This window comes from Fortiea contorta PCC 7126 (assembly GCF_000332295.1).
GTDB lineage: Bacteria > Cyanobacteriota > Cyanobacteriia > Cyanobacteriales > Nostocaceae > Fortiea > Fortiea contorta.
In genome coordinates this window covers 2,088,317-2,104,593 of record NZ_KB235930.1, presented here as the reverse complement: position 1 = coordinate 2,104,593, position 16,277 = coordinate 2,088,317, and the positions used below count along the sequence as shown (strand labels likewise).

The window sequence follows — 16,277 nt, the reverse complement described above, 5'->3', positions numbered from 1 at the left end:
TCACCCCACCACCCCACCACCCCATCACCCCCTCACCTCCCACACTCCCTCAACTCCTCTCGCACCTCTGGGTGAGCAGTGAGGTAATTTTTCAGCAACTCACAACCACTGCGTAATAAATCATCAAGATTTAAATCCCAGACAATTATTGTCTTGTCAGCACTTCCAGAAACTAGCTCTTTCCCTGAGGAGCTAAAGTTGACGCTACGAACCCCACGGCTGTGCCCAGAGAAGGTTTTGAGCAACTTACCAGAAGTGACATCCCAGAGTTTGATGGTCTTGTCACCACTCCCAGAAACTAGCTGTTCCCCTGAGGGGCTAAAGCCAACGCTAAGAACCCAACTGCTATGCCCAGAGAAGGTTTGGAGCAATTTACCAGTGGTGACATCCCAGAGTTTGATGGTATTGTCATCGCTCCCAGAAACTAGCTCTTTCCCTGAGGGGCTAAAGCTGACGCTATAAACCGCATCGCTATGCCCAGAGAAGGTTTTGAGCAACTTACCAGAGGCGACATCCCAGAGTTTGATGGTCTTGTCAGCACTCCCAGAAACTAGCTCTTTCCCTGAGAGGCTAAAGCTGACGCTATAAATCGTATCGCTATGCCCAGAGAAGGTTTTGAGCAATTTACCAGTGGTGACATCCCAGAGTTTGATGGTGTTGTCACCACTCCCAGAAACTAGCTGTTGTCCTGAGGGGCTAAAGCTGACGCTATAAACCGCATCGCTATGCCCAGAGAAAGTTTTGAGCAATTTACCAGTGGTGACATCCCAGAGTTTGATGGTGTTGTTACCACCCCCAGAAACTAGCTCTTTCCCTGAGGAGCTAAAGTTGACGCTAATCACCGCACTGCTATGGCCAGAGAAGGTTTTGAGCAGTTTACCTGTGGAGACATCCCAGAGTTTGATAGTCTTGTCACCACTTCCGGAAACTAGCTGTCGCCCTGAGAGGCTAAATTTAACGCTATTAACCGCATCGCTATGTTCAGTCAAGGTTTTGAGTAGTTTACCTGTAGAGACATCCCAGAGTTTGATGGTGTTGTCATCACTCCCAGAAACTAGCTGTTGCCCCGAAGGGCTAAATCCAACGCTATTAACCGCATCGCTATGCCCAGTCCAGGTTTTGATTAGTTTACCTGTAGAGACATCCCAGAGTTTGATAGTGTTGTCACCACTTCCAGAAACTAGCTGTCGCCCATCCGGACTAAAGCTGACGCTACTAACCACATCGCTATGCCCAGTCCAGGTTTTGAGTAATTTACCTGTGGCGATATCCCAGAGTTTGATGGTCTTATCACGACTTCCAGAAACTAGCTGTCGCCCATCCGGACTAAAGCTGACGCTAATAATTGTATCTCTATGCCCTTGGAGGGTTGGGAGTAGTTTACCTGTGGCGACATCCCAGAGTTTGATGGTCTTATCACGACTTCCAGAAACTAGCTGTCGCCCATCCGGACTAAAGCTGACGCTATAAACCGCATCGCTATGCCCATACAAGGTTTTGAGCAGTTTACCTCTGGTGACATCCCAGAGTTTAATAGTGTTGTCACGACTCCCAGACGCTAGCTGCCGTCCTGAGGGGCTAAAGCTGACGCTAATAATTGTATCTTTATGCCCTGAGAGGGTTTTGAGTGGTTTACCTGTGGCGACATCCCAGAGTTTAATAGTGTTGTCATAACTTCCAGAAACTAGCTGTTGCCCTGAGGGGCTAAAGTTGACGCTAATAACCGCATTGCTATGACCCTGTAAAGTATTAACCTCTATGGCGCGATTTTCTGGCTTTTCCTTTGGTTTTAAGTAAACAGCTTGCTGTAAAGTTGCTACCGTCTGCATTTGGGTATCGCTTCTTTTTGATGGCAAAGATGCACTTTTGAGTTTTATCCCTGCTTTTAATGCTGTTATCAAGGCATTTGGATGCTTTTCAGAAGCAAAAAACGTTTCAGAAGAATCATTGAGGTTGTTGATTTTATCACTTAAGCTATTTTGTTTTTCTTCTTCCGCTACAAATGCGAATCGCACTGACACCCCAGCCAACCCAGCTAAAACTACTCCAGCTACAACGGAACCAAAAAGGGCGCGTTTGAGGAAGCGATTGAGCTTGGTTTCGCTAATTTTTCTTTGCTTTCTTTCTTTTTCCAGTTCCGCCATCACCTGCTTTAATTTCGGTTCTTGTTGCTGGCGGATAAAGGCGGCTAGATAATCATGTATTAATTGATAACGGTCGGCGGGAGTTTCTGGTAGTAGAATCACTAAGCCAGATTTGACAAAAATCTCGACAATCAAATCTATATTGCTGATGGGAAAAACTTGATTGTCTTTGTCTGCTGATTCTTGGGTCTGTGGCGACTTTTTTCTCAAGGTCGTGAAGAGAACATTACCTCGCTGAAGCAGAGACGTGGGGTTGGTCTTAGCAGTTGTCACATCCCCAACCAAGATATACTGCTGCAAATCGCGCTCTAATTCTGTGCGCGTCTTCAAAGGGCGCGTTCCTTTTTCATCGGTGAGTAAATATAGTAAAATTTCCGCTGCTTGTTGATTTTCCTCGCCGCAATCTTCTACAACTTCCGCTAAATAACGCTTCACCAGTTCTTGTTTCGTACCGCAAGAAAGATATTGTGCTTGAGTTGTGATGTTCTCTGTTTGCAGTTGCGCTCCCACAACTTGTAACTCAATGGGTCGCACTTCTCCCAATTCCGCAGCTAAATCTTCAACCAGTTGGTCAATTAAAGCAGGTTCCAAGCGAAAACTAGTTTGCTCAGTTAACCGCTGAATAATTGACTTAGCATCAGCAGTGGAGAAGTTCCCCAACTGATAAAGCACATGACTGCTAAGAATATCATTGCCAATAATCTTCATGCTCGGCAAACGATTACACTCCAGCAAATAATGTATGTAATCTACCCGCAAAGATAAAATAACTTTCACCGAAAGCACATGGAAACACTCCCCCAAAAACTCAAAGAATCGCCTCCTCTGCGCTGGTTCGGGGTAAACAAAGAAAAATTCCTCAAATTGGTCAAAAATTAACACCGTCCGCAGATTGCGTTGCTCATTTTCACGCAATTGCAAGAGGAGATAGGCTGACCGTTGAGCCTCAAAGCCTGACCCTTGAGCCTCTGAGCCTGACACTTGAGCCTCTGAGCCTGACGCTTGAGCCTCTGAGCCTGACGCTTGAGCCTCTGAGCCTGACACTTGAGCCTTTGAGCCTGACACTTGAGCCTCAAAGCCTGACACTTGAGCCTTTGAGCCTGACACTTGAGCCTTTGAGCCTGACACTTGAGCCTTTGAGCCTGACACTTGAGCCTTTGAGCCTGACACTTGAGCCTTTGAGCCTGACACTTGAGCCTTTGAGGCTGACACTTGAGCCTTTGAGGCTGACACTTGAGCCTCAGAGCCTGACACTTGAGCCTCAAAGCCTGACCCTTTAATCCCCACACCCCCCATCTCCCCATCTCCCCACCTCCCCACCTCCCCACCTCCCCACCTCCCCACCTCCCCACCTCCCCATCTCCCCACCTCCCCATCTCTCTCATCACCCTCATCTCCCAAAACAACACCCAACAACCGCCCCAACTCCCCTTCCCAGTTGGAGTAAACGCTCATGACTATCGGTAAATTATCCTGAATACCTATAGCTTTGTTTTTCAAAGCGGGGACAAGTCCTCCATTGACCAAAGAACTTTTACCAACTCCAGATTGCCCACAAATAACTATCAGCTTATAACTTGGTTCACCGATGCGTTGTGTTAATCTTTCTATATCTAATTGACGCCCAGATGCAGCAATCTCCGTGGCGATATTATCTTGTAATAAAGACGCGAAGTTTCGCGCCTCTACGTCTAATGTTTCTAATAAAGTTTGTTTTCTCGCTTGTAATCTACCCGCACCAACGAACGCCCGCAAGCGGAATTGCTGTTCTATAGAACGCTGTTGCTGTTTAATTTTATAAGCTTGTAGATATTGTTTTTGTTGAAAATAAAGCTGTTGTAAAAAACCGAGAATCTCCAGATAAAATTTCACGTCTCCTTGGGGATTTCCCACTTGCACTGCAGTTTCTAAGCTGTGAATAGCTGCAGAAATTTGTCCCAAATGATATTGAGCACGCCCCAGCAGAAACTGATATAAGCTTTGATCACGAGAATTTAAAATCTTAGCTGGTAACTCAGCTAAAAATCCCCCTTGATTCTCTAATTCTGGACTAGGAATTGTCGAAAAAAATTCTATAGCTTGGTTGGCGAACTGACTCGCTTCTGTCCAGTTTGCTTGCGCTAGTGCAGCTTCTGCTAAATAACCATAATCTCTCGCTAATTCCCGTGGTTGACTTTGAGCCTGATGGATTGCTAAAGCTTGTTCAGCAAAATTTTTTAGATCTATCCACTGCTGCAATTTAGCCAAGACTTCACCAAATCTATAGATGGAATTGGCAATTAAAGTCGGGTTTTCCGCTTCGACTAAAAACTTGATATATTCCTGGACATAATGCTTAGTAACTTGCCAATCTGGATGATGAACATCTGCTTGGTTAACCGCTTTGAGATAATAGCAAAAACTCATTTCACCGAGGATTTTCCCCGCCCGTTCCCTGCGGTTAATTTGCTGCCAAAATTGCCAAGCTTGTTGATAATGCTCCAAAGCAGCATCTAATTTTTGATGAATTTGTTTACTAAACCCTAATAAAGACGCTAAATCAGCTTGGACTACTAAACTCGATTCCTCATGATCACCAATTAAATCTTGCTGCGCTGCAGTTAATTCTGTTTCTAAATGGAGATATTTATCAAAACTCAGTTGAAAACTATCACCAAACCATTGATTAGCAGTTTCGCTGATCAAATTGATTAATTCAGCTTGAGAAATCGGAAAACTTTTAGTAATCGCCCAACTTTCTAAATCAGGCGCCAGCTGCATTATTTGTTTGTAGACTTCATCATTAATCCACAACACCAAAGGAAAAGGGAAATGCTGACGAAATTCTTCCCTAACTTGATTAGCGCTCGTCAACATCTGCGCTAAATTCTCCACCGATTCCCAGCCCAAAACCATCAAACAAGCTGGTAACTCTTCCCCAAACTCCTCACGAATCACCGTGTAGAGAGTTCTGCGAGACGCACCGAGACGTAAAACACTAATTTCAACCTGAGAAATCGCCTGTAGTCGTTCAATCAAGCGATCGCACAAACTGGCATAATTACACCGTGCCAATATCAACTTAAATTGACCCTGAGCAGCTGCGATCGCCCAAGCTAATTGTTGCACAGATTGTTCGTTGGTCATTTTTTAATAAAAAGAGGGGATGGGGGGATGGGAAGTGTGGGGGGATGGGGTGATGGGGAGGTGGGGGGATGGGGAGACTTGTACTGAGCGGAGCCGAAGTATGGGGTGATGGGGGTGTGGGTATTAAAGTTTGAGCCTTTAAGACTCAAGCGTCAGCCTTTGAACCTCAAGCGCGAGCCTTTAATCCTCAAACGCGAGCCTTTGAACCTCAAGCGCGAGCCTTTAATCCTCAAGCGTCAGCCTTTGAACCTCAAGCGTCAGCCTTTGAACCTCAAACGCGAGCCTTTAAACCTCAAGCGTCAGCCTTTGAACCTCAAGCGTCAGCCTTTGAACCTCAAGCGTCAGCCTTTGAACCTCAAGCGTCAGCCTTTGAACCTCAAGCGCGAGCCTTTAATCCTCAAGCATCCCCCCACCTCCCCACCTCCCCACCTCCCCACCTCCCCATCTCCCCACCTCCCCACCTCCCCACCTTTAAACTAATTCCCTCGCTTCAACCAAAATGGGATTGACATCAAACCAAGATTCACCCCCATCTCGATATTCAAATACAAAACGGCTGCGAATCAGTTTTTGATATCCGTTGTCGTCGCTGACTTTTTTTCTCTGCCTCACATGGCGCAGCAATTGCCATTCTTCGTCAGAAATCGGTAAAATCATTTCGTTGCGACGAGCGCGAATAACTTGGTCTAAAGTTTCACGGCGTAGGGGAAGTTGCATTTCTTCCATAATCCAAGTATTCACCAACCGCAATAAATCCCGCACATGACCGCCACTCATAATACACAACCGTTCCAGGGCGGCGGGACTATCAAATATTTCTGTAATATAATTCAGGCGTTCATCTGCTTGTATATCCGGAAAGGCTCTGGCTAACACCATTTGTTGCATCAGCGCCATTCCCTGAGCATGAACACTGCCATCCGGCCATTGTACAGGAACCATCGGCAGCACCTTCGGGTCTTCAGGAAATCGCTGCGTCAGCATTCCATAATCATTAGAAAACTTCAGCGACAACGGCATTGTATACACCAGATGACAATTCAGCTTAGTCAGAAACTCCCCTTGGTCTACAAACAAATATTCTTGTTGTGGACGTCCCCAAGACTTAGCGCGGTTATCAATGCGGTCGAGATTATCAACAATCACCACCAAACCCATTTGACCCTGTTGTTTGAGTTTTTCGATTGCTGGCTCTAAGAGTTCTTGATTAATCGCTGTCAGCAGTTGCTTTTTTTGTGGTGCGAGATATTGATTTAACTTCTCCCGTAGCGTGGGGTCACTTTTCGTCTTCGTAGTAATTTCACCAATACCCAAAGCCAAAGAAAACTTTTCCTTCTCAGCCGTGACACCAAAATCACCCACCCCAGGAACCTTAACTTTTACCCCCGTCACCTCAGAGTTAAGCACCTTCCATGCACCTTCCAACAACTCCTGCAAACGGTCACTCTTCTCCAGAATAATTTTATCCAGACTTTGACTCACACGCCGAGCGATCGCCAACAACACATCAGCAATATCCACATCAGTCATTTCCAAGTCATCGCTCGACTCAAAATAAACCACATGAAAACCCAAAACTTCCAATTCTGCTTTCAGCCGAATCAGTTCCGTCGATTTTCCACAACCAATATGCCCAGTAAACAGCGTACAAGTCGGTTCATTAGGCTGAAAATACGTAATTTTTTGCTTCAACCGACTAATAATATCCCCACCCCGCACCGACGAAAAATCAATATAATACTTCGCATCCACCTCATCATTAATCACCAAAGTCCGGCTGGGGTTAGTTGCTTGATAAAATTTCTGCAAATCTAAAGCCATAAAATTACCACCAATAGAAAACTCAAAATAAAACCACACCAGCTACTTAGCGTATTCCTCCGCGTACCTTTGCGCTTACCTTCGCGCCCCTCTGCGTTGAAAAAAATTCTTTCCACTCACCTCACCACCAATCGCTATACTTATCTAATTCTGGCGTCAAAATTATGCAAATAAATCAGAAAAATGTACAAATTTCAGGAAAAATCCCCTTGTCAGAACATCTGTTGATCTCGTAATACCCGAACTGTGTCACAATAAAAAACGGTGATAACAAAATTTTGGCAAGGTAATTTTAGTGAGTCCTACTGCTCAAACCACAGCCAGTCGGCGACGTGTGGTATTCCCGTTTACAGCAATTGTCGGTCAGGAAGAAATGAAGCTGGCACTGCTGTTAAACGTGATTGACCCCAAAATTGGTGGTGTAATGATTATGGGCGATCGCGGTACCGGTAAGTCAACAACCATCCGCGCCCTAGCCGACCTCCTCCCAGAAATCCCCGTCGTCGCTAACGACCCCTTCAATAGCGACCCCAGCGACCCTGACGTCATGAGCGATGAAGTCCGCCAATTGCTAGAACAAGGGGCAGAAATTCCCATAGCTCACAAAAAAGTCCAGATGGTAGACTTGCCCCTAGGCGCCACAGAAGACCGGGTTTGCGGTACCATCGACATCGAAAAAGCTTTATCTGAAGGTGTCAAAGCTTTTGAACCAGGACTACTCGCCAAAGCTAACCGGGGTATCCTCTACGTAGACGAAGTTAACTTACTCGACGACCACCTCGTAGACGTATTACTCGACTCAGCCGCCAGCGGTTGGAACACCGTAGAAAGAGAAGGAATTTCCATCCGTCACCCCGCCCGGTTTGTCCTCGTCGGTTCAGGAAACCCCGAAGAAGGCGAACTGCGTCCCCAACTTCTAGACCGCTTCGGAATGCACGCCGAAATTCACACAGTCAGAGAACCAGCCCTGCGAGTACAAATCGTGGAACAACGAGCGGAATTTGACCAAAACCCGCTGGCGTTCGTCGAAAAATACAAACCAGAGCAAGAAGCATTACAAGAGAAAATTGTCAAGGCACAAAATCTCTTGTCAGCAGTCAAAAGCGACTATGACACGCGGGTGAAAATTTCGGAAATCTGCTCAGAATTAGATGTGGATGGTTTGCGGGGTGATATCGTCACCAACCGCGCCGCCAAAGCGTTGACAGCTTTTGAAGAACGCACCGAAGTTACAGTTGATGATATCCGACGTGTCATTACCTTATGTCTGCGTCACCGACTGCGGAAAGACCCCTTAGAATCAATTGATTCCGGCTACAAAGTAGAAAAAGCCTTTGCGCGAGTCTTTGGTGTAGAGTTACCAGAAAATGACACCGCACAAAAAAATGGCACAGGTCAATTGAAAACTGGTGTAAGGTAGTTGGTAAATTGTAATTCCCCAAAACCACTAAAATATGAGATTGTGGAATTTTTGGTTCAGCAGCTTTGTTTTAGCTAGCCAATATAACCCGCCCCGGTTTATAGAGCTATTGATGTTGACGCTAGCGATCGCCATGCTAGCAATTGCCTCGATTATACCAGACAGACCATACCTAGTATTGGGGTTGAGCTTAGTAGTCGGGGCTTCTATTTCTATTTTAGTCAGAGAAGCGATCGTGCCCTCACCCCAATCACGAGTCACCAAAATCACAGCACTATTATTACTATTAATTAGTTTCTATGGTTTTGTCGATTTAATTCAAACCCTATAAAAAGAATCACAAACAGCAGACAAATCACCACCCCTGCATCTCCACCAATTCCATACACAGCTCATTAATTTGTGATACATCAGGTTTGTGAGGTAGTGTCGATTGGTCATAAATAATATCCATTTGAGCAACTAAATCTTCTGCCATTTTCATCACCTGCTCATATGTATATTCACCCTGGAGAATAGCTCTTAAATCTTCAACATCACCAGCTATTTTCCTATCCACAAACACCTGACTAGTTTTCAATATTTCTAACCCGCTGCGTAGTAATCTAATGCAGTGCATCCCATGCTTCAAGTCAAAACCAGATTTTCTTTCCATTTCCGCTCTCACGGGATTTCTATTTTCTTGCCATGATAAATAAGCTTTCCATTCTCTTAACGCTACTTGATAAGTTTGGCTTTTTTGCAGTAAGCGAATAAAATCTTTACGACTATTAGTTAACTTTTGGGTGTATTCTAAAGTTTCATCAGGCAAAGTATATTGCTTCAGCACACCTTTAAAATCAATATCCGCTGTCAACAGTTGATATAACTGTTCAGCTTCTTCCAAAAACTCAATCCTTCCCCTAATTAAATTATATAAATACTCCAAAAAAGCATTTAAATCCTCCTTAATTAGTGGTGCTTCATCTTCAATACCAAAATCTGCGGGTAATGGTTTCTTTTGTGGAGGATTTAACAACCACTTGCGATGAGTTTCCATCTTTTTGATTTGAGCAAAAGCATAACCAGTGTATGTATGCTTCACCTTCTTACTCAAAAATAACTGTTTATGATTAATTAAATGCTGTCCGACAGGAGTCAATACAGGATAATTAGGCAACCATAACAACTCTAAAACATTGGGATTAGCTCCCGATAATAACTGCAGGACTTTCTTGAGTTCATAAATAACCGTATCTTTATTGTCATCCAAAAAGGGAAATATTCCCGGTTCATCCCAACCAGATTCTTTTTGTTCTACATGGTCAAATCCCAAATAATATCTTTTAGGTGCGATAAATACACCCCGATAATCGAAATCAGAATCGGGACGATTTAATCCATAACCATGACTACCTGCTAACCCGATAAAAATCGTTCTTTGTTCAACTTCTATTCTTTTCATCAGTACGCGACGTCAATAAAGCAACCATTGCAAATCTATCAGAAGCTGAGTATACAAGTTTATCAGTTTCAAACTAGCCTGCGGCAAGCCGCCTTTCAGGCGTCTACATACTTCAGACTTCAAACTTCAGACTTCAGCTATAGGTTCCAGCCTCTGCTGGCTATGATATAAAAAAAACCTGAGCAACAAAGTCCTCTGCTCAGATTTTTGGTGCTGTTCTGTGTCCAGATTAACTACACAACCACAAATCACCATTTCGCCAAGCAGACGAAAATTCTTCTTTTCTTCAGCTGTCACCAAATAGTTGAGGACATAAAGCAACGCTATCCCCTAGTCCCTATCTCCTATTCCCTGTATCATGGCTAATTAGTTGACCTACTTACACACGATAAATTATAATTTTAGATTGTCTGTCTAATTCCTGCTCGGATCAGGTAGACATACTGCAAAAGCTAGTGAAAGCTGAAAATCGCTGCTCTACAAGAGATGAAACTAGCTACCTGTACGGCAACCACAAGGACAATTCCATGACCTACGCAATTATTGAAACTGGCGGCAAACAAATACGAGTTGAGGCGGGTCGATTTTATGACATCGAGCTGCTAAGTGTCGAACCAGAAGAAAAAGTGACAATAGACGCAGTATTGCTATTAGCGCACGACGGCGGAGTTACTATCGGACAACCACGTGTAGCAGGTGCGACCGTGGAAGGAACTGTACTCAGACATCTGCGAGGTCGTAAAGTCCTGGTCTATAAGATGAAGCCTAAAAAGAAAACCCGCAAAAAACGGGGACATCGCCAGGAAATCACCAGACTGATGATTAACTCTATTAACCTGAATGGTGAAGTGTTGGCGGCTCAAGAAGCTGAAAGCACCCAAAACCCAGAGGTCGATAGCCAATCTGCTGCAGAAGCTGCTGAATAATAAAAATACGAAGAGATATCAGAGGAAATTATGGCTCACAAGAAAGGAACAGGTAGTACCCGCAACGGTCGTGATTCTAACGCTCAACGCCTGGGCGTAAAGCGCTATGGTGGTCAAGCTGTCCGCGCCGGCAATATCCTTGTGCGGCAACGTGGTACAAAATATCACCCTGGTAATAATGTCGGTATCGGTAGTGATGATACTCTATTCGCTCTCATTGACGGCGTTGTCACCTTTGAGCGCAAGGGTAAATCCCGTAAAAAAGTTAGCGTTTATACACCAGTTGCGGCGGCGGCTGAAGTCGCTGTTGGTGAATAGTTAACCCAAATTATCGAAACCAAATGAATGTAAAGGCGTTGCATTGCAACGTCTTTACAAAGGTTTGAGGTTACGAAATCAACTTCTGAAAACCATTTGTAACGCCACACCCAAAGCCAAGCCTGCTAAAGAAAAGACAGAAGTAAGCCAAAAAGCTTGTCCTGGTTTTAGCCCAGAGGCTTGAGAGTCAATTTTCGCTAATATAGCTGCAGAGATAATCAGCAGAGTATCAAGAAACACCCGGAACCAAGCCAGCATTAAAAAGAACAATAAAGCTAGAGAAAGCGCAAACACGAACGTCCGGGTATTGGATTTAAAAAAGAAAAGAGAAAGTTCCGCCATCTGCGACCAAGGAATGGTCAAACTGCTGATTAAAAGCAGGATAGCAAATACGACCACCGGCCAGACAAAACGGGGAGGATGAGCCTCGGATATTACCCACCCCAAGGTACTGTAACTAAGTAGTACTAGTAAGAGAGCAACCCAGGGAACTCTTTTCAAAATTAACATGGGTGAATTAAGAATAGAAGAAAGACTGGCGTCAGTTGGTAGTCATCTTTCCTAAATGTACCCTGGGATTGTGCAAGCATTTTGATTTTGTGAGCAAGAGCGATCGCCTAAACTGTAATTTATGACAAAAAACTGCGATGCTTTTTGGCAAACATCTCAACCAGTTTCCACGTAAGCGCTGCACAAATTAGGACTAATCTGTTAAATATGTTCTAAAACATTTGTGACATGACAGACGCTTCAATTATTGAAAGCTTCTTACTACTCGTATTGCTACTCATTCAACTACCAGCAACAGCAATTCTCCTCTCGCGCCTAATCAAAGGCCCCAGACGCCATCCTCCCATTCAACCCCAGCAACCGACACCCGACCTCTTAGGTACTGTCAGTGTTGTTGTCCCTACACTCAATGAAGCATTGCGGATTAGTCCTTTGCTAGCCGGCTTGAGTCGCCAAAGCTATGAAGTCCGCGAGATTATCGTTGTGGACAGTAATTCCCAAGACGGTACCCCTGATTTAGTGAAAGCTGCACAACAACAAGACCCCCGCTTTCGCCTAGTCACAGACGACCCCCTCCCTCCTGGTTGGGTGGGGCGTCCTTGGGCGTTGCATAATGGTTTTCTGCACAGTGCACAAGCGAGTCAATGGTTTTTGGGTATGGATGCAGATACAGTACCTGATCCTGGTTTGGTGGCTGGTTTGCTGCAAACAGCTACAGCCCAAGGATATGATTTGGTGTCGCTCTCACCTCAGTTTGTCCTCAAATACCCTGGGGAATGCTGGTTACAACCAGCTTTGTTGATGACTCTGTTATATCGATTTGATCCGGCGGGAATTAACACAGAACAACCAGAAAGGGTCATGGCTAATGGACAGTGCTTTTTGTGCCGTCGCACCGTATTAGCCGCTGTGGACGGTTACACAAGTGCGAGTGATTCTTTTTGTGATGATGTGACTTTGGCGCGACATATAGCCGCCCAGGGGTTTAAAGTGGGCTTTTTGGATGGTGCAAAAATACTCAAGGTACGGATGTATGAAGGTGCAATTGAGACATGGAAGGAGTGGGGAAGGAGCCTAGATTTAAAAGATGCATCACCCCGCGCGCAGATTTGGGCGGATTTGTGGTTACTTTGTGCAGTTCAGGGTTTACCTTTACTGATTGTCGTCTACTTTTTGCTTTCCCCCCAGCCCCCCTTCGCCTCATCGCCCCGTCTGTTATTGCTGGGACTGAATGTATTTTTGTTGGTAATTCGCTTTGCTATGCTGTTGGCGATCGCCCCCTCCTATGACCTGCAAAACGCCAAAGGCGGGTGGTTATTTTGGCTTTCCCCTCTGGCTGACCCTTTAGCCGTGTTGCGAATTTTCCTATCTGCATTCCACACACCACGAGAGTGGCGGGGAAGAAAGTATGGGTAATATTTTTTATACCCAATTATTCAGCTTCACCTCCAATTTGATCGCCCCGTTCTAATTCCCAGAGAATTTGATTACCTTCACGCCTGACTCGTGAAACAATCCAGTTTCGCCAGCGCCATTGATCGCCTCGACTGGTGACAGCGCTGGCGTGAACATCCATCAGGTCGGCGAGTTCGGAACTGGTAATTAAGTAACCTTTAGTAGCAATTTCATCAGCAATCCGCAGAGTTTCTACCAAGTTGCGGAGTTGTGTGATTCTCAACTCCGGCGGTTTTTCGTCAATTGTGGCAGTAGTAGGTGTGATATGTGACTCCATAATAGTTAAGTCTGATAGCAGAGTACTAAATTCTTGTTCGTGTGTGTTAATTATTGTAGAGTCAACCTGGAAATCAGACACTTTTGCTACATTTACTTCAGTTTTTGGCGATAGCTCTCGTAGAGAATCTATAGCGAAAGATTGTTGTAGGGAGGGGGTTTTACCGCTAGCAAAGGCGCGAGCGATCGCATCACAGCGCTCGTTACCTATGTTACCTGAGTGACCCCGGACATGTTGCCAATTGACTAAGTTGCTATTGAGGTCATCTAAAATTTCTAACAAATCTTGGTTTTGGACAGGATTACCATCGGCTTTTTTCCAGCCTTTCTTTTTCCAACCTTTGATCCACTTTGTCACGCAGTTGATCAGGTATTCGCTATCGGTATAAAGAGTAATGGATTGAGTTTGTCCCGATGTTTTGAAGAATTTTAGCGCAGCGATCGCCGCTTGCATCTCCATTTTATTATTAGTTGTATGGGCAGATGCATCGCCCATTTCATGAATTGAACCATCATGAAAATAAACTACAGTACCCCAACCTCCAGGGCCTGGATTACCTGTACAAGCTCCATCAGTGTATATACTTTGAATTTGGCGTTGAATTGACATAGTAAAATGGATAATAGTTTTTATTTGAGATAAATCAATAAATTTAATCCGGGAATTGTGCGTGAGAGAGTCCACAAAACTAAAGTGATATAAAGTACTCCCAAACTCCATTCATACCAAGCAAGTGTGGCGATAATTCCTGGTAAATGTTCATCTCGCATCCGAATATCGTTAAATCCTAATCTGACTAAATTGTTGAGACTAAAGTCATAATAATTCAACCAATTCCAACCGCGATCGCTCAACAAAGGCATGTATCTTTCTCTAAAAGTTTGATTTCTGGGTATGATTGGTAAGCGCCCAATTAATAATCGTAACTGTCGCATAGTACCATCTTCTGTGAAGTAGGAAACATCCATTAAATCGTGGTAGCGTCCCTGCTGGTAAAGTCGGCAAATTAAAGCCACTGGTAGAGGGACAATAATAATTAAAAGACAACCTAATGTTAGCCAAGGCTGTTCGGAATTGCGGAAAATAGCTAAGAGGCTGAAAAATGTCAAACAGCTAAAACTAACTAAAATAGATATGGCTTCAGAATTGGTAGGAATAATTGCTACAGGATGTAAGCGACGATAGCGGTCTACTAACCAAAATATTAAGCCAAAAAATGCGATCGCTACTCCACCAACACCAAAAACTAACCAAAAATTTGTTCCATATCCACTTAATAGTAATAACACACTCAAAGCCAACCAACCCCAAGCTTGTAATAACCATCCGCCAAAAGAGAGAGGTTCGCTAACAACTAAGCGATCGCTTAATTTATTGTATGTTTCCAAATCAATATCTGCTAAAGTTAATAACTCACTGCGATTACGAAATAATTTGCTCAACCTGCGTTCAACTATTGCTGATGCTTGATTTGCAGAAAAACCCAGCTTTTGTAAATTAGCGGTATCAGCACTATTAATATTTGTCGCCATCAAACGGCGAGTTAATTCGATTAATCGCAATCGCTGTTTAGTATACTCTAATTGATTAGTATCAGCAATTTGTTGCTGCTGACGGAAATTTTGTCCCAAATTTCTTAACACATTTTGATTACCTTGCAGTGAAGGTACACGAAACATTTTCCCAATTTGTCCAGGATTACCTAAAATTTTTGCTTGGTTAGAATTAAAAGTTAAACCAGGTATATTTAAAAAAGTATCTTTAGCCCATTTCGCATCACTAAAATCTGCTTGGTTAAGAATACTCGCACCCTTCAAATTTACAGATTGATTGAATTGCGTTTCCCGAAAGCTCACAGCTTGCTCAAAACTGGTTTCAATTAAAAATAAAAATTGCTCAAAACTAGCCTTAGTAAATTGTACTTGATTGGCAAATCTCACCTCAGAAAAATCAACATCTCCTTGCCATTGTACACTACTAAATTTTGCTACTTGCTTAAAACCACCTTGGTTAAAATTAGCGCTATCTGCAAAAATACAGCCGTGAAAATCACTGACTTCTTGAAATTGTACTTGCTTAAAATTAGCCTTATTAAAAAAGATACTCCCAGAAAAACTACTCAATTGTCGAAAGCTAGCACCATTAAAGCTAACAGCACGACTGAATCTAGCTTCAGTCCAGTTAGTCGGTTGAGTAAAAATTGCACCTTGGGCGTCAATCGACTGCAAAAAAAATGTATTGGCAAAATTAACTTCCCCATTAAACCGGGTTTGTACCAAAGTTAAAACACCGCGAAAAACATTGATCTCACTAGATATATTCGCTGGAGATGCTAACAGCGATCGACAATCTTTAGACTCAGGTAAATCAATCGCCAAAGCTGATAAACAAACCAAACGCAAACTTTCTAATTGTTCTTGTTCAGTAGCCGTAAAAATAGGAGCGATCGCTTGAGCATAAAGCGGTGTTTTTAACCCTAAATCACTCCCGATAAAATCTCCCAAAATTAGTGAATAACTCAAGTCTAAACCTAAAGTTTTTCCTCCAGTTTTTTGTAATTCTTTTCGCAGTAATTGGTAAAAATTATCGCGGAAAACCAAATTTTCTGGTCGTAAATCTATAACCATTTGCCGCAAATTTACCATCAAATTACCTTCACGCATAATTGGTGCGTGGAGTCGTGCTTGCAATATTTCCAGAGTTAAAGGAGTGCGTTCTGGTTGTATAGCAGCAGCAGGGAAAGGAAAAAAGAGGAAGATAAAAACGCAGAGTATCGCCGAGGAAAGCGCGGAGTATCGCCAAGAAAAACCTCCGCGTCCCTTTGTCTTGAAAAGTT

Annotated in this window: 12 protein-coding genes; 6 read left to right on the top strand and 6 right to left on the bottom strand. The window is 43.8% G+C overall.

The window, feature by feature from the left end; all coding sequences use genetic code 11:
• Nucleotides 1-32: 32 nt before the first annotated feature.
• Complete coding sequence (locus MIC7126_RS0109875) at nucleotides 33-5,270, bottom strand: WD40 domain-containing protein (RefSeq protein ID WP_017652978.1); 5,238 nt, start codon at nucleotides 5,268-5,270, stop codon at nucleotides 33-35.
• Nucleotides 5,271-5,378: 108 nt separating this feature from the next.
• Here MIC7126_RS0109875 and MIC7126_RS31230 point away from each other — a divergent pair, with 108 nt between their 5' ends.
• Entirely contained in the window at nucleotides 5,379-5,750 is a 372-nt protein-coding gene (locus MIC7126_RS31230) for a hypothetical protein (protein ID WP_017652976.1), read from the top strand.
• On the opposite strand, the gene MIC7126_RS0109865 is transcribed toward MIC7126_RS31230, so the two are convergent.
• Complete coding sequence (locus MIC7126_RS0109865) at nucleotides 5,742-7,091, bottom strand: P-loop NTPase fold protein (RefSeq protein ID WP_026100154.1); 1,350 nt, start codon at nucleotides 7,089-7,091, stop codon at nucleotides 5,742-5,744. The genes MIC7126_RS31230 and MIC7126_RS0109865 overlap by 9 nt on opposite strands.
• Before the next feature lie 295 nt (nucleotides 7,092-7,386).
• Here MIC7126_RS0109865 and bchI point away from each other — a divergent pair, with 295 nt between their 5' ends.
• On the top strand, nucleotides 7,387-8,511 hold the full coding sequence (bchI, locus tag MIC7126_RS0109860; RefSeq protein ID WP_017652974.1) for a magnesium chelatase ATPase subunit I: 1,125 nt from the start codon (nucleotides 7,387-7,389) through the stop codon (nucleotides 8,509-8,511).
• 34 nt (nucleotides 8,512-8,545) lie between these two features.
• Entirely contained in the window at nucleotides 8,546-8,842 is a 297-nt protein-coding gene (locus tag MIC7126_RS0109855) for a hypothetical protein (RefSeq protein WP_017652973.1), read from the top strand.
• Between the two features lie 24 nt (nucleotides 8,843-8,866).
• Here the strand turns inward: MIC7126_RS0109855 and MIC7126_RS0109850 are convergent, their stop codons facing one another.
• Nucleotides 8,867-9,955, bottom strand: coding sequence for a nucleotidyltransferase domain-containing protein (locus tag MIC7126_RS0109850; protein WP_017652972.1), 1,089 nt, complete (start codon nucleotides 9,953-9,955; stop codon nucleotides 8,867-8,869).
• Nucleotides 9,956-10,482: 527 nt separating this feature from the next.
• Here MIC7126_RS0109850 and rplU point away from each other — a divergent pair.
• Together rplU and rpmA are read left to right on the top strand one after the other, a co-directional pair.
• Nucleotides 10,483-10,881 carry a 50S ribosomal protein L21 gene (gene rplU, locus MIC7126_RS0109845; RefSeq protein WP_026100153.1) on the top strand — a complete coding sequence of 133 codons (399 nt, stop codon included), beginning with the start codon at nucleotides 10,483-10,485 and terminating at the stop codon, nucleotides 10,879-10,881.
• Nucleotides 10,882-10,911: 30 nt separating this feature from the next.
• Nucleotides 10,912-11,199: a 50S ribosomal protein L27 gene (gene rpmA, locus MIC7126_RS0109840; RefSeq protein WP_017652970.1), complete on the top strand. Its 288-nt coding sequence runs from the start codon at nucleotides 10,912-10,914 to the stop codon at nucleotides 11,197-11,199.
• 78 nt (nucleotides 11,200-11,277) lie between these two features.
• On the opposite strand, the gene MIC7126_RS0109835 is transcribed toward rpmA, so the two are convergent.
• Entirely contained in the window at nucleotides 11,278-11,709 is a 432-nt protein-coding gene (locus MIC7126_RS0109835) for a hypothetical protein (RefSeq protein ID WP_017652969.1), read from the bottom strand.
• Between the two features lie 228 nt (nucleotides 11,710-11,937).
• Between MIC7126_RS0109835 and cruG the strand changes: the two genes are divergently transcribed.
• Nucleotides 11,938-13,125 (top strand): 2'-O-glycosyltransferase CruG, encoded by a 1,188-nt coding sequence (gene cruG / locus MIC7126_RS0109830; RefSeq protein WP_017652968.1) that lies wholly within the window; start codon nucleotides 11,938-11,940, stop codon nucleotides 13,123-13,125.
• A gap of 16 nt (nucleotides 13,126-13,141) precedes the next feature.
• Here cruG and rnhA read toward each other — a convergent pair whose 3' ends face one another.
• Nucleotides 13,142-14,050 carry a ribonuclease HI gene (rnhA, locus tag MIC7126_RS0109825; RefSeq protein ID WP_017652967.1) on the bottom strand — a complete coding sequence of 303 codons (909 nt, stop codon included), beginning with the start codon at nucleotides 14,048-14,050 and terminating at the stop codon, nucleotides 13,142-13,144.
• A 20-nt stretch (nucleotides 14,051-14,070) separates the two neighbouring features.
• The gene (locus MIC7126_RS0109820) at nucleotides 14,071-16,104 is read right to left on the bottom strand and encodes a pentapeptide repeat-containing protein (RefSeq protein ID WP_017652966.1); all 2,034 of its coding nucleotides are present in this window, start codon (nucleotides 16,102-16,104) and stop codon (nucleotides 14,071-14,073) included.
• Nucleotides 16,105-16,277 lie beyond the last annotated feature (173 nt).